The sequence below is a fragment of the Agrobacterium sp. D14 genome, from assembly GCF_001526505.1.
Lineage (GTDB): Bacteria > Pseudomonadota > Alphaproteobacteria > Rhizobiales > Rhizobiaceae > Agrobacterium > Agrobacterium leguminum.
On sequence record NZ_ASXX01000003.1, the window covers coordinates 1 to 13,070 of the forward strand.

Sequence of the window (13,070 nt, forward strand, 5' to 3'; positions counted from 1 at the left end):
GTGAATGCAACGCCTTCCCAAATCCATCGGTCTGCGGATGCCTGAGGCGCTCCCTCCATTTCACAGCGGAAACAGGCTGGTCAGCGGCATATGCGATTTGATGATCGGCGATTTCAGCACCACGAAGCTGAAATATTTGTCGATGCCCACGTCCATATCGGTCAGCCGCTCCATGATCGACTGGTATTCGACGATGCCAGAGGTGACGAATTTCAGCAGGTAATCGTAACCGCCCGAAACGAGGTGGCATTCCACCACCTGGTCGATCTTTTCGACAACGCCGAGGAAGCGGGCGAAATCGATCTGGCGATGGTTCTTGAGCGTGATTTCCGTAAACACCGTCAGCGTCTGGCCGAGCTTGTTGATGTTGATCTGCGCCGAATAGCCCTCGATATAACCTTCCGCCTGCAGCTTCTTCACCCGCATCAGGCAGGGGCTTGGCGACAGATTGACAAGCTCCGCCAGCTCGACATTGGTGATGCGACCGTTTTTCTGCAATTCGTAGAGGATCTTGATATCGATCCGGTCAAGTTTCATCACGTGCGGAACCCCTTTTTTGTTTTTGGAACACGCGGCATAAAATTCTGGCGCGGCAAAAGAAATCTTACCACATGGGCGAGCCCTGTCGACGTGGGGATATTTTTTTGATGCAGCATAAAGAGTTGCAGAGGCGTCGCCCAACAGCAGGAGATTCCGGCAAGAGGCCCAGTCTGGCAGCGTTTACACGCCGGCTGAGGTAAATTAGGACGAATACAAGGAGTCCGACCATGCCCGCCCCGCTGCAACAGATCACGACATCGCCGGAACTGCCCACATCCGCAGACGCCGTCATTATCGGCGGCGGCATCGTCGGTGTCTTCGCCGCCTATTATCTTGCGCGGCGCGGCCTGAAAGTGGCGCTGGTCGAGAAAGGCCTGATCGGAGCGGAGCAATCCAGCCGCAACTGGGGCTGGTGCCGCCAGCAGAACCGCGACGCCCGCGAATTGCCGATTTCCACCAAGAGCCTGGCGCTCTGGGAAGAGTTTGGCGCAGAGAGCGGTGAGGACACGGGTTTTCGCCGCTGCGGGCTGTTTTACCTGAGCGACAATGAGGCCGAACTTGCCGGCTGGGCGCGCTGGCGCGACTTTGCCATTACCGCAGGGGTGACGACCCATATGCTGAGCGCCGATGAGGCGAGCGAACGCGGCCGATCCACGGGAAAGCGCTGGAAGGGCGGCGTATTTTCGCCGACCGACGGCACGGCCGACCCCTCCATGGCGGCGCCCGCAGTGGCGCGCGCCATCATCAAGCTGGGCGGCACGGTGCATCAGAATTGCGCCGCACGCGGGCTTGAGACGGAAGGCGGCCGGGTCAGCGCCGTCGTCACCGAAAAAGGCACGATCCGCACCAAAACCGCCATCATGTCCGGTGGGGCCTGGGCGTCGTCCTTTTGCCGGCAGCTCGGCATTCGTTTCCCACAGGCCTCTGTCCGCTCTTCCATCCTCTCCGTCACTCCGGGTGCGGAAGGGCTGCCGGATGCGCTGCACACCGCCGCCGTTTCGGCAACGAAGAGAAAAGACGGCGGCTACACGCTCGCCATCAGCGGGCTGGGGCGCATCGACCCGACAGCGCAGCAGATGCGGTTTGCCCGTGAATTCATCCCGATGTTCCTCAAGCGCTGGCGAAGCCTGCGGCCAGGCGGGCTGGAAGGCATTCGCGGCGGCCACGAGACGCTGAAACGCTGGCGGCTCGATGCGCCGACACCGATGGAACGGGTTCGTATTCTCGACCCGAAACCCAACGCCGCCGCCATCCGCGAGACCCATAGAAGGGCGCTGGAGCTTCTGCCCGCCCTCGGCAAAACGCAGATTTCCGCCGCCTGGGCCGGTTTCATCGACAGCACGCCCGATGGTGTGCCCGCCATCGGCGAAACCAGCGAATTGCCCGGCTTCATCCTCGCCGCCGGCTTCAGCGGCCACGGTTTCGGCATAGGGCCGGGCGCCGGCCATCTGATCGCCGATATCGTGACGGGCTCGAACCCGATCGTCGATGCCGCCCCCTATCACCCCAGCCGTTTTCTTGATTCGTCCTGGGGCAAGGTCGCGGATTTCTGATCCTCCCTTAATGGGATGCGACAGGCCCACCGCGGCGGAAACGGCCAATGTGAAAATCCGCAATCGGCGTCGTGGTCTTTCCGGTCGCTATCAGCTCCGCCATCACGTCGCCGACACCCGGGCCGATCTGGAAACCGTGGCCGCTGAAGCCAAAGGCATAATAAAGGCCGGAGGTTGCGGCACTGTCTCCCATGACCGGCAGATCGTCGGCCATATAGCCTTCCACGCCGGACCAGGTGCGGATCAGCCGGGCATGGCGCAAGGCGGGTGCCAGCCGCAGAAGCTGACGCAGCTGGGCATCGAGCCCGGCGGGATCGTATTTCGCCCGGCGTTCGTCCAGCGCGGCGGCGCATCGTTTCACCCCGCCGAAAATGACGTTTCCGCGCGGGATTTGCCGCATATAGATCACTTCGCCGGGAATTTTGGTGGAGACGCCAACGACCGGGTGAATGAACCATGGCAAGGGTTCCGTCACGCCCATTTGCGGGCCGGCAACCTCCAGCGGCACCGCCTCCCCCAAAGCGCCGGCAAACCCGCCGCCCCATGCGCCGCTGGCGACCAGCACCACGGGCGCGCGATAATCCCCTTCCGCCGTCATCACCCGGAAATCCTCACCGGCCTTTTCGATGGTCAGAACCTCGCAATTTTCCACGATTGTTGCACCGTCCCGCCGCGCCGCACGGGCAAAGGCGGGCGCGACGAGGCGCGGATTGGCGTGACCGTCATGCGGCGACCATGATCCGGCAACCGCTTCCGGCCCGATGAAGGGAAATTTCTGCCGGATGACCTCGCGCGGGAGGATATGCAACTCCAGACCATATTGCGCGGCATCGTCGCGGTATTTCTCGACCGTGGCGATCTGTTCTTCCGTCCAGAGAAACCGGATATGGCCGACGGGCATGAATTCCACATCCGCACCGGTCAGTTGCGGGATACGGCTCCAGATATCCCGCGATCTGTTGGCGAGCGGAAGCTGCCCGAGGTAACGGCCCTGACGGCGGACATTGCCGAAATTGGTGCCGCTCGCCTGCTGACCGACAAGGAAACGCTCCAGCAGAATGACGCTGACGCCCCGTTGCCGCAGGAAAAACGCCGTGGCGGTTCCGACAATGCCGCCGCCGACAATAATGACATCCGCCTCCGCAAGCGTGTTACGCATCATCGTCTCCCCTCGCAATCGCCAGCGGCAAGGGTTTTACCGGCGCCTGCCCGCGCAACCGTCCCGCCGATTCCACCGGCAGACCACAGGCGGCGGCGACAATCTCCTGTCCCGCCTGCCCGCAGAATCGCCCCTGGCACCGGCCCATGCCAGCCCGCGAGAAGGCTTTCGAGCGATTGACTTCCGTTGCACCTTTGCCGGTGACGCTTGCGCGTAACTCGCCCGCCGTTACCACCTCACAGCGGCAGATGATCGTGTCGTCGGCAAGCGCCTGCGCCAACTGGTGCGGCCAGGGGAAGGCTCGGGCCATTCCCTGCGCAAAGCGTCTCGTCGCTTTCAATTGTTTCCGGCAGCGGCCGATCTCCACGCGGGATGGCTTCAAGCCTTGATCCTCAAGGAGCGCGAAGGCGGCAAGCCGACCGGAGGCTTCCGCACCATCTGCACCGAGAATACGCGCGCCATCGCCCGCCAGATAGACATTCGGCACAGAACTGCGTCCCATATCGTCCACATCCGGCAACCATTGCCGGATCAGCGGATGAAAGGAGAAGCGACAACCGGCAAGATCGGCAAGCTGGCTTTCCGCCCGCAGATGATAACCCATACCGACCGCATCGCAGGCGAGGCGTTTTTCCTCACCGGACGCATCCCGATAGCAGATACCGGTCACGCCGCTCTCGGCGTCACCGAGAATCTCTAACGGCACAATGCCTCGCTCGATCCTTACCCCGCCGGCCAACAGCGCCCCAACGAGCCGCATGCCCTTGAAGAGCTGCGCCGGCCGCGCCATCATCCCCGGCAGCCCCTTGATCTGCGTGGAAAACGGCGTGGTATCCAGCACCGCCACGGGGGCCGCACCCGCCTTCATATATTGATAAGCCACGAGATAAAGCAGCGGTCCCGTGCCCATAAAAACCACCCGCCGACCTATCGCACAGGCTTGCGCTTTCAGGGATATCTGCGCAGCGCCAAGCGAAAAACATCCCGGTCTCGTCCAGCCCGGCAAAGGCATGATGCGGTCGGTCGCACCCGATGCGATGATAAGGGCATCGAAATTGAGAGCTTCGGCTGTCTCGGCGCGCTGAATATGAATGCGATTGTCGCGGATTGCCCATGCCAGCGTCTGCGGCCGGTAATCGATGTGGTCTGAAAGCCCGTCGAATGCCTCGTGCAGAGCCTTCGCCTTATCCGCTTCCGTGCCGTAAAGGGCCGTATAGGAACGCCGGAAATTTTGCGGCTGGCGGCGATAGATCTGGCCGCCGCTGCGATCTCCCTCATCGATGACGACGGGGCGGAGCCCCGCCCGCACCAACGCCTCGGCGGCACGCGTACCGGCGGGGCCGGCGCCCACGATCACGATGCGCAAATCTGCCATAACCCCTCCGGAACCTCGGTTCTGATATCCATGCCCGGGAGTACGGCGGTGGAACAGGCGCGCAGCCGCTCGCCTTCACCCGTCCAGACCCAGCAATCCTGACAGGCGCCCATCAGGCAGAACCCCGCCCGCTCGCCATCGGCGAACTCGGACAAACGGGCAAAGCCGCGCGAGAGCATCAGCGCCGTCAGCACTGTGTCTCCCTCCAGCGCCTCGACAGGCATGCCGTCGATCAGGACAGGGCAAGCCGCGCGTCGCTCTTCGGCGATGCGCCTGAATCTGGCCAGCATCCGCGTTTCCTTTCCCGAAACCTTCGCAGGCACCTCTCCTGCACCCTCACAGATTTCCACGGCAGAAGGTTTGCCGCCAATCGCAAATGGTCGCTTGAACAGAACCTTGGGTTATGGAAGAGATGACGCTGGAGGTTTCCATGAACGCCCGACAGCTTGAAATTTTCCGCGCCATCATGCGCGACGGCTCCGTGACGGCGGCCGCCAATTCGCTTGCCGTTTCCCAGCCCGGCGTCAGCAAGGCGCTGCACCATCTGGAAAGCCAGCTGGGTTACAAGCTGTTCGAGCGCATCGGCGGGCGGCTGGTGCCGACGATGGAAGCGCATCTGATCTATGAGGATGCCGACCGGGTTTTTCGCGAACTTGAGGTTCTGAAAAAGCTGACGCGCACCATCGGCGAGCGCAAGCTCGGCCTTCTGCGCATCGGCGCAAGCCTGCCGGTCACCTATTCCGTGCTGCCCGAGGCGCTGCTTGCCTTCCGGCAGGCGCATCCGACCGTCAAAATCCACCTCAACGCCCTGCCCAAAAAAGAGATTGCCGAACAATTGCTGCTGGGCGACATCGATTTTGCGGTAACGCTCTCCACCATTCAGGCGCCGACGGTGCGCAGCGAAATCCTCGCCTCCGTACCGGTCGTGGCGGTGATGCGGCATGATGATGCCCTGGCCGAAATGATGACGGTGACGCCCCGCGACCTCGCCGGCAGGCCGCTGATTTCCTATGGCAACCATGCGGACGAGATCGGCCCGCAGCTGAACGAGGTCTTCGAACGCGACGGGCTTATACGGGACGTCTCGGTGCAGGTCACCTCATCGGTCGGTGCCGTGCCGCTGGTACGCGGCGGCATCGGCATCGCCCTTGTCGACGGTCTGGTGCGCTGGAACAGTTTCGAGGGGGTGACGGTGCGCCCTTTCATGCCTGAAGTGACGATGAATGTCGCCGTTTCCACCAACACGGCCCGGCCGCTCTCGCGCTTCTTCAAACCCTTCGTCGGTGAATTGCGAAAGCTCTTCGCGCCCTTCCCGCGCAGAATTGACGGACAAAACAATACCCGCAAGGCCTGAGCCTGCGGGTATTGCAGTCCGCCGCATGTGTTCGAACGGTCAGCTTTTCGGCAGGCCGGGCGGGTTGGTCCGCGATTCCGGCAGGGCTTCTTCCGATAGCTGCCAGCGATCCAGAATCTTCGCGTAGGCGCCGCTCTTGATCAGATCGTTGGTGGCAAGCGTCAGCGCATCTGCCAGTCCCGATCCCTTGCGGGTGGTGATGGCGACATCTGACCGCTCCGGCCAGCCGGCCGAGAGCGTTCCGACACGCTTGATGGTCTTGTCGCGCGCGGCGATGAAGACCAGCTGCGCATGCGGCTGAACGATCACATCCGCCCGCCCCGCTGAAAGCGCCACAAGCCGGGTCGCTTCATCATCGTAATATTGCAGCTCGATCGGCTTCAATCCAGCGGCGACGTTTTCGTCGCTCCATTTCAGCAGAATGCGCTCCTGATTGGTGCCGGCGCCGACGATGATCCTCAAGCCGGCCGCGTCCTTCGGCTCGCGGATGGCGGTTATGCCGCTGTCTGCCTTGACGAAAAATCCGTGCAGGCCCTGACGATAGGTGGAGAAATCGAACTTCTCCTTGCGCTGCTCGGTAACGCCCACATTCGAGATCACCGCATCGTATTTGCCGGAGGCGAGCCCCAGCGGCCAGTCCGCCCAGGCAACCGCCACCAGTTCCAGCTCCAAGCCGAGGCTGTCGGCCACCGCAAGCGCATAATCGGGATCTGCACCGACCACCGTTTTTGCATCCGTCGCATAGGTCGCGAGCGGCGGTCCGCCGGGTGCGACCGCGACGGTGAGTTTGCCCGGTGTGACGAATTTGAAATCCTTCGGAACGGCGGCAATTGCGCCGGGGTCTTTCTCAACCCGGATGCGGCCGGGCTGATCCGGCGACAGGTCGAAGACATCGGTTGCGAAAGCCGACCCAAGACCGACGATGGAGAGAAAGACGCCGAGCGTGGCCGTGGCGAGACGAGAGGTGAAGGTCATTGTGGTTTCCCGATAGGATGATTGCGGGACGGAGGTGGCGCGAGCGGGAGGATGCCCGCGCCACCGGCTGAGTGATGTCCCACCTTCAACTCAGCTTTTTGGCAACTCAGCTTTTGGCAACTCAACCTTTGGAAAATCTGGCCTCAGCTCTTGGGCAGGCCGGGCGGATTGGTGCGGGATTCGGTGATGGCTTCGGAACCGAGATTCCAGCGGGCAAGAACCTTGCCGTAATTGCCGTTCTTGATCTGGGCGTTCAGCGCGGCGGTGATGGCGTCCGCTATGCCTGCGTCCTTTTTCGAAGCGACGGCGATCTCGGCCGCTTCCGGCCAGCCGCCGGAGAAGGTGCCGACAAGCTTCGTCTTCTTCTGGCTTGCCGCCTGGAAGGCAGAGGTCGCATTAGGGCCGAGATAGGTATCCGCGCGGCCGGATTGCAGGGCGACGTCAAGCACGGCCTGATCGTCGTAATATTGCACCTCGGTATCGGCAAGCCCCTTCGCCTTGTTGTCCTTGATCCATTTCAGCAGGATCTGCTCCTGATTGGTGGCGGCTCCGACGATGACCTTCAGCCCTGCGACATCCTCCGGCTTGCCGATTGATGTGACCTTGCTGTTATTGCCGACATAGAAGCCGAGCAGATCGTTGCGGTAGCTGGAAAAATCGAACTTTTCCTTGCGAGCTTCCGTCACCGTGATGTTGGAAGTAACGGCGTCATATTTGCCGGATGCAAGACCGAGCGGCCAGTCTGCCCAGGCGATGGGCACAAGCTGCAGCTCAAGGCCAAGGCTGTCGGCGACCAGCTGGGCGATGTCCGGCTCCACGCCGATCGGCGTCTTTGTGTCGCTCGCATAATCCACCAGCGGCAGGCGGAAGGGAACGGTCGCGACCGTCAGCTTTCCGTCGGCAATGAACTTGTGGCCGGCGGGCAGAAGCTTGATTGCCTCTTCCACTTTTTCGGCGCGCACCCGCCCCTTCTGTTCGGGCGACAGGTCAACCTCCTGCGCATGCGCGGCCGGGATGAGCGCAGCGGTGGCGGTGAAAAGACCGCCGGCAAGCAGGGACAATAATTTCGATGAAAATGCCATGTGAGTGTTTCCTTTGTTGTTGATTAGAGAACTTTTGCGAGAAATTCGGCCGTGCGCGGGTGGTCCGGCTTGTTGAACACTTTCTCCGGCGTGCCCGTTTCGAGAATGCGGCCCTGTTCCATGAAGACGACCCTGTCGGAGACTTCGCGGGCAAAGCCGATTTCGTGGGTGACGATGATGAGAGTGACGCCGGAGCGGGACAGCTCCTCGATGACATCCAGCACCTCATTGACCAGCTCCGGGTCGAGCGCGGATGTCGGCTCGTCGAAGAGCAGCACCTTCGGCCGCAGCGCCAGAGCCCGAGCAATCGCCACGCGCTGCTGCTGCCCGCCGGAAAGCTGGCGGGGGTAAGCGCCTGCCTTTTCGGCAAGACCGACACGGGCCAGAAGATCGCGCGCCTCGGCTTCCGCCTGTTCTTTCGATATGCCGCGAACCACGACCGGCGCTTCGGCGATGTTTTCAAGCGCCGTCAGATGCGGAAACAGGTTGAAGCTCTGGAACACCATGCCCACTTCGACGCGGCGCTTCAGAATGTCCTTTTCCTTCAGCTCATAAAGCGTGTCGCCTTTCTGGCGATATCCGACCAGTTCACCGTCGATGGCGATGAAGCCGTCGTCGACACGCTCCAGATGGTTGATGGAGCGCAGCAAGGTGGATTTGCCGGAGCCGGACTGGCCGAGAATGGTGGTGACGCTGCCTGCCGGAATGGAGAGCGTGACATCGTCCAGCACCTTCAGTGTTCCGAAGGACTTGGAAACGCCGTGGATATTGACCGAACCGCCACGATTGCCGAGCTGGAAACTTCCCGTCCTGGCGGCGGCCGGTCGTTCAGGTCTTTCAATGGCGGGCGCTGGCGTCTCCACCGCTTCCGGCAAAGGCTTGCGCGGCAGGAATGTGCGATAGAGCGTGGCAAGCAGCGAGGGCGGCGGATTGCGCAACGCGCCGCGCGAGAAGTGCCGTTCGATGTGGTGCTGAACGATGGAAAGCGCGGTCAGGATCACCAGATACCAGACGGTGGCGACCATCAGCAGCGGGATCACTTCCAGATTGCGGCGATAGATGATCTGGATCGTATAGAACAGCTCCGGCAGCGCGAGGATATAGACCTGCGACGTGCCCTTTGCGAGCAGGATTATCTCGTTGAAACCATTTGGCAAAATGGTTCGCATCGCCTGCGGCAGCACGATCCGCGAAAACTGTCGGCGGCGCGGCAAGCCGAGGGAAGCGGCCGCTTCAAGCTGGCCCTGTTCCACCGAGAGGATGCCGCCACGCACGATTTCCGATGAGAAAGCCGCGGCATGCAATGTCAGCCCCAGAACCGCTGCGGCAAAGGGTGTCATGAGCTGCGTCGTATTCCAGCTGAAGAAATTGATGCCGGTATAGGGCACGCCGATCGTCACGGTCTCGTAGAGATAACCGAGATTGTTGAGGATCAGCAAAAGCACGATCAGCGGAATGGAACGGAATATCCAGATATAGGTCCAGGAGATCGCAACCAGCAGGGGCGAACCCGAAACACGGGCGAGCGCCAGAACCGTGCCGAGCACGAAACCCAGGAAAGCGCCAAGCACGGTCAGCAGCAGTGTGCGGCCGAGCCCCACAAGCACCGGTTCGGCAAAGAACCATTCCGCAAACACGTTCCAGCCCCAGCGGGGATTGCCGAAGACGGAATGCAGGATGGCAGCAATGATGAGAACCGCAAGCACGGTGCCCGCCGTGCGCAGCGGATAGCGGGCGGGGACGACGCGAAAATGCGCGTAGCCGTGCCTGGCCGGCTCACCCTTCTGTTCGCTCACCGCAACATGCGGAAAATCGGAGGCTATTGTCATCGGAGAAAGCCTTTCAGGGATGAACCGGAGAGAGTTGCGACCGGGCGGCCTTTATTGGCGCACCATCCGGGATGGAGGTGGCCGTGTCGGAAAGAAATTTTTCGAAGGGCAACGACCGGATCGTCTCGGGATCGGCCGCGGTATCGAACAAAGCGCGATAACCATTGGTGAGATAAAGACCGACCGCTTCCGGCTGACGGAAGCCGGTGGTCAGATAAACGCGGGCATAACCCTGCCGGATCGCCTGCTGCTCCAGTTCCCGGAGCACGATTTTCGCAAGCCCCTGCCGGCGGTGGGCCGAGTGGGTCCAGACGCGCTTGAATTCGGCCGTCTCGTGGTCGTAGCGCATGAAGGCGCCGCCGGCGATCGCCTTACCGTCACGCAAAAGCAGCAGGAAATTGCCCGATGGCGGGCTGAAGGCTTCCGGCGGATATTTGTTCAGCTCGGCCTTCGCCCCTTCCGCGTTGAAAAATGTGCCGTAACGGCTGTCATATTCAAACAGCAACTCCTCCAGAAGCGGCGTTGCGAGCGGATCCTTGACCGATGTGTAGAAAAAACTGTCGCTCATGTCCTTGTCCTAATTTTCGCGTCAGGAGAGATAGGCTTCCGCCAGCCGCACCCAGAAGCGTGCTGCCGGTGCGATGATCGCGTCGTTGAAATCATAGTGGGGGCTGTGCAGCGGCGCGCTGTCGCCATTGCCGACGAAGAGATAGGAGCCGGGCCGCTCCTGCAGCATGAAGGCAAAATCCTCGCTCGCAGTGCGCGGCTGGAACGCTTCGGCAATCTGCGCGGACGGGAAATGCCTTTTGGCAACCTCACGGGCGAAGACCGTCTGCGGGGCGTGATTGATGACCGGAGGGAAACCACGGGAATAGGAGACATCGGCCCTTGCGCCAAAACTCTCCGCCTGCGCTCTGGCCAGCGCCGGAAGCCGCTCCTCCAGCCTGTCACGCACGACGGGCGAAAAGGCCCGGGCGGTGATCTGCAGCTCAACGCTCTCGGGAATGACGTTGGAGGCGGTTCCGCCATGGATGGAGCCGACCGTCAGCACCGCCATCTCGCGCGGATCGACATTGCGCGAAACGATGCTTTGCAGGGCGGTGATGAAGCTTGCCGAGGCGAGAACCGGATCGACCGTCTCATGCGGCGCCGCCCCATGCCCGCCCCTGCCGATGATCTGCACCTTCGCCTTGTCGACGGAGGCCATGGCAGGACCTTCGACGAAGCCGAACTGCCCGGTTTCGACACCCGGCCAATTGTGCAGGCCGAAGACCGCATCGACCGGAAACCGCTCGAACAGCCCGTCCTTTATCATCGCCCTTGCACCCGCACCGATCTCCTCGGCCGGTTGGAAGATCAGTGTCAGCGTGCCGGAAAAATTCGATGTTTCGGCAAGATAACGGGCGGCTGAAAGCAGGATGGTGGTATGGCCATCATGACCGCAGGCATGCATGACGCCCGACGTCTGGCTGGCATAGGCAAGGCCGGTTTCCTCGATAATAGGCAGGGCGTCGATATCGGCGCGGATTCCGAGACGTTTTTCACCATGACCGCGCTTCAACGTGGCGACGACACCGTGACCACCGACACCCTCCGCCACCTCGTATCCGAAAGACAGGAGATAACGGGCAATGAGCGCCGCCGTGCGCGTCTCCTTGAGCGAAAGCTCCGGATGCCGGTGGAGATCATGCCGGATGGCGATGCTCTCTTCGATGAAGGCAAGGATTCCCCGTTCGGCGTCGTCCTGCGGACGCGCGCCGTCAATGCGGATATTCATGGTTCTGTCTCCTGCGCGGCTCGCTACGCGCCGCGTCTTGAAATCTGCACCGGGCGGCAATCGTCTCCGCCCGGCTGCAAGCTCAGGCGATGGCCTTGTCCGACCCGTTTTCGCGGCGGGAATAGACGCTTTCCCTGAAAGGCAGGCCGAGATGGTCGCGCAGCGTCGCCCCTTCCAGATGCGGATCGAAATAACCGCGCCGTTGCAGCACCGGAATGACGAGGCGGACGAAATCGTCCAGTCCCTCGGCAATCACCGGGAAGCCCAGAATGAAGCCATCGGCCGCATCGTGCTCCACCCAGCGGATGATTTCGTCAGCCACCTTGTCCGGCGTGCCGATAAAACCTTCACGCGGGGTCGCTGCCTCCAGCGCCGCCTCGCGCAGCGTCTGGTTCTTTTCCTTTGCCCGCCGCTTGATGCGGTCGGTCGTGGAGCGGAAACTGTTCTTGCCGATCTCGCCGAGTTCGGGGAAAGGCTCATCCAGCGGATAGACGCTGAAATCATGATGATCGAAGAAACGGCCGAGATAGGCCAGCGCATCCTCGATGGTGATGAGGTTGCGAATGACGTCGTATTTCGCCTCCGCTTCCTCCTGCGTCTCGCCGACAATCGGGCCGATGCCGGGGAAAATCTTCACATCGCCAGCGGACCGGCCCTGCGCGACGGCGCTCTGTTTCACACGCTTGAGGAAGGTCTGGTTTTCCTCCAGCGAAGCGGAATTGGTGAAGACGGCATCCGCATGTTTGCCCGCAAGACCGATGCCGGCATCGGAGGAGCCGGCCTGGAACACCACCGGCTGCCCCTGCGGCGAACGCTGGATATTGAGCGGGCCTTCCACCTGGAAGAAACGACCCTTATGGCCGAGTGTGTGGAGTTTGGCGCGGTCGAAGAACTGTCCCGTCTCGCGGTTGCGCAGGAAAGCGTCGTCGTCCCAGCTATCCCACAGGCCCTTGATCACTTCGAGATATTCGTCGGCAATCTCGTAACGCAGCGCATGTTCGGGGTGGTTGCGGCTGTAGTTCTTCGCCGTACCTTCAAGCGGTGTCGTGACCGCATTCCACCCGGCGCGGCCGCCACTCAGGAGGTCGAGCGAGGCGAACTGGCGGGCAATAGTGAAGGGGTCGCTATAGGAGGTCGAAACGGTGCCGGCGAGACCGATCTTCGAGGTCACGGAGGCCAGCGCCGAAAGGATCGTCAGCGGCTCGAACCGGTTGAGGAAATGCGGGATCGACTTGTCATTGATATAGAGCCCGTCCGCCACGAAAGCGAAGGCGATGCCCGCCGCTTCCGCCTTCAGCGCGGTCTTCCTGAAGAAGTCGAAATTGACGCTGGCATCCACCGGGCTTTTGGGGTGCCGCCAGGCATTCATGTGCCCGCCGGGGCCCTGAAGCATGATGCCGAAACGGATTTTCTTTCTCGTCATGTC

At 61.8% G+C, this 13,070-nt stretch carries 12 protein-coding genes; 2 read left to right on the forward strand and 10 right to left on the reverse strand.

Going from position 1 to position 13,070, the window contains the following annotated elements; all coding sequences use genetic code 11:
• Positions 1-60: 60 nt before the first annotated feature.
• Entirely contained in the window at positions 61-537 is a 477-nt protein-coding gene (locus tag L901_RS03150; RefSeq protein ID WP_003506856.1) for an Lrp/AsnC family transcriptional regulator, read from the reverse strand.
• Positions 538-767: 230 nt separating this feature from the next.
• Between L901_RS03150 and L901_RS03155 the strand changes: the two genes are divergently transcribed.
• Positions 768-2,093 carry an FAD-binding oxidoreductase gene (locus tag L901_RS03155; protein ID WP_059753390.1) on the forward strand — a complete coding sequence of 442 codons (1,326 nt, stop codon included), beginning with the start codon at positions 768-770 and terminating at the stop codon, positions 2,091-2,093.
• 7 nt (positions 2,094-2,100) lie between these two features.
• Here L901_RS03155 and L901_RS03160 read toward each other — a convergent pair whose 3' ends face one another.
• The 3 genes from L901_RS03160 to L901_RS03170 are packed head-to-tail and all read right to left on the reverse strand — an operon-like array spanning position 2,101 to position 4,917.
• Positions 2,101-3,252, reverse strand: coding sequence for an FAD-binding oxidoreductase (locus L901_RS03160; protein ID WP_059753392.1), 1,152 nt, complete (start codon positions 3,250-3,252; stop codon positions 2,101-2,103).
• On the reverse strand, positions 3,245-4,627 hold the full coding sequence (locus L901_RS03165) for an NAD(P)/FAD-dependent oxidoreductase (RefSeq protein ID WP_059753395.1): 1,383 nt from the start codon (positions 4,625-4,627) through the stop codon (positions 3,245-3,247). Before L901_RS03165 ends, L901_RS03160 begins: the two co-directional genes overlap by 8 nt.
• Positions 4,606-4,917 (reverse strand): (2Fe-2S)-binding protein, encoded by a 312-nt coding sequence (locus tag L901_RS03170; RefSeq protein WP_059753398.1) that lies wholly within the window; start codon positions 4,915-4,917, stop codon positions 4,606-4,608. The genes L901_RS03165 and L901_RS03170 overlap by 22 nt, the downstream gene beginning before the upstream one ends.
• A 140-nt stretch (positions 4,918-5,057) precedes the next feature.
• On the opposite strand from L901_RS03170, the gene L901_RS03175 reads away from it, so the two are divergent.
• Positions 5,058-5,981 carry a LysR family transcriptional regulator gene (locus L901_RS03175; protein WP_245289581.1) on the forward strand — a complete coding sequence of 308 codons (924 nt, stop codon included), beginning with the start codon at positions 5,058-5,060 and terminating at the stop codon, positions 5,979-5,981.
• Between the two features lie 39 nt (positions 5,982-6,020).
• Here L901_RS03175 and L901_RS03180 read toward each other — a convergent pair whose 3' ends face one another.
• From L901_RS03180 to L901_RS03210, 6 genes are all read right to left on the reverse strand, one after another.
• Positions 6,021-6,956 carry an ABC transporter substrate-binding protein gene (locus L901_RS03180; protein WP_059753403.1) on the reverse strand — a complete coding sequence of 312 codons (936 nt, stop codon included), beginning with the start codon at positions 6,954-6,956 and terminating at the stop codon, positions 6,021-6,023.
• A gap of 143 nt (positions 6,957-7,099) precedes the next feature.
• Entirely contained in the window at positions 7,100-8,038 is a 939-nt protein-coding gene (locus L901_RS03185; protein WP_059753404.1) for an ABC transporter substrate-binding protein, read from the reverse strand.
• Positions 8,039-8,061: 23 nt separating this feature from the next.
• Positions 8,062-9,867, reverse strand: coding sequence for an amino acid ABC transporter permease/ATP-binding protein (locus L901_RS27875; protein ID WP_082710445.1), 1,806 nt, complete (start codon positions 9,865-9,867; stop codon positions 8,062-8,064).
• 13 nt (positions 9,868-9,880) lie between these two features.
• Positions 9,881-10,435 carry a GNAT family N-acetyltransferase gene (locus tag L901_RS03200; protein ID WP_059753407.1) on the reverse strand — a complete coding sequence of 185 codons (555 nt, stop codon included), beginning with the start codon at positions 10,433-10,435 and terminating at the stop codon, positions 9,881-9,883.
• 21 nt (positions 10,436-10,456) lie between these two features.
• Positions 10,457-11,644, reverse strand: a complete 1,188-nt coding sequence (locus L901_RS03205; RefSeq protein ID WP_020812197.1) for a M20 aminoacylase family protein — start codon at positions 11,642-11,644, stop codon at positions 10,457-10,459.
• An 82-nt stretch (positions 11,645-11,726) separates the two neighbouring features.
• Positions 11,727-13,067 carry an LLM class flavin-dependent oxidoreductase gene (locus L901_RS03210; RefSeq protein WP_059753409.1) on the reverse strand — a complete coding sequence of 447 codons (1,341 nt, stop codon included), beginning with the start codon at positions 13,065-13,067 and terminating at the stop codon, positions 11,727-11,729.
• Positions 13,068-13,070 lie beyond the last annotated feature (3 nt).

Bases quoted from the DNA above. Each gene is read 5' to 3' on its own strand.
- L901_RS03150 (WP_003506856.1), bottom strand. From the start codon at position 537: ATGAAACTTGACCGGATCGATATCAAGATCCTCTACGAATTGCAGAAA.
- L901_RS03155 (WP_059753390.1), top strand. From the start codon at position 768: ATGCCCGCCCCGCTGCAACAGATCACGACATCGCCGGAACTGCCCACA.
- L901_RS03160 (WP_059753392.1), bottom strand. From the start codon at position 3,252: ATGCGTAACACGCTTGCGGAGGCGGATGTCATTATTGTCGGCGGCGGC.
- L901_RS03165 (WP_059753395.1), bottom strand. From the start codon at position 4,627: ATGGCAGATTTGCGCATCGTGATCGTGGGCGCCGGCCCCGCCGGTACG.
- L901_RS03170 (WP_059753398.1), bottom strand. From the start codon at position 4,917: ATGCTGGCCAGATTCAGGCGCATCGCCGAAGAGCGACGCGCGGCTTGC.
- L901_RS03175 (WP_245289581.1), top strand. From the start codon at position 5,058: ATGAACGCCCGACAGCTTGAAATTTTCCGCGCCATCATGCGCGACGGC.
- L901_RS03180 (WP_059753403.1), bottom strand. From the start codon at position 6,956: ATGACCTTCACCTCTCGTCTCGCCACGGCCACGCTCGGCGTCTTTCTC.
- L901_RS03185 (WP_059753404.1), bottom strand. From the start codon at position 8,038: ATGGCATTTTCATCGAAATTATTGTCCCTGCTTGCCGGCGGTCTTTTC.
- L901_RS27875 (WP_082710445.1), bottom strand. From the start codon at position 9,867: ATGACAATAGCCTCCGATTTTCCGCATGTTGCGGTGAGCGAACAGAAG.
- L901_RS03200 (WP_059753407.1), bottom strand. From the start codon at position 10,435: ATGAGCGACAGTTTTTTCTACACATCGGTCAAGGATCCGCTCGCAACG.
- L901_RS03205 (WP_020812197.1), bottom strand. From the start codon at position 11,644: ATGAATATCCGCATTGACGGCGCGCGTCCGCAGGACGACGCCGAACGG.
- L901_RS03210 (WP_059753409.1), bottom strand. From the start codon at position 13,067: ATGACGAGAAAGAAAATCCGTTTCGGCATCATGCTTCAGGGCCCCGGC.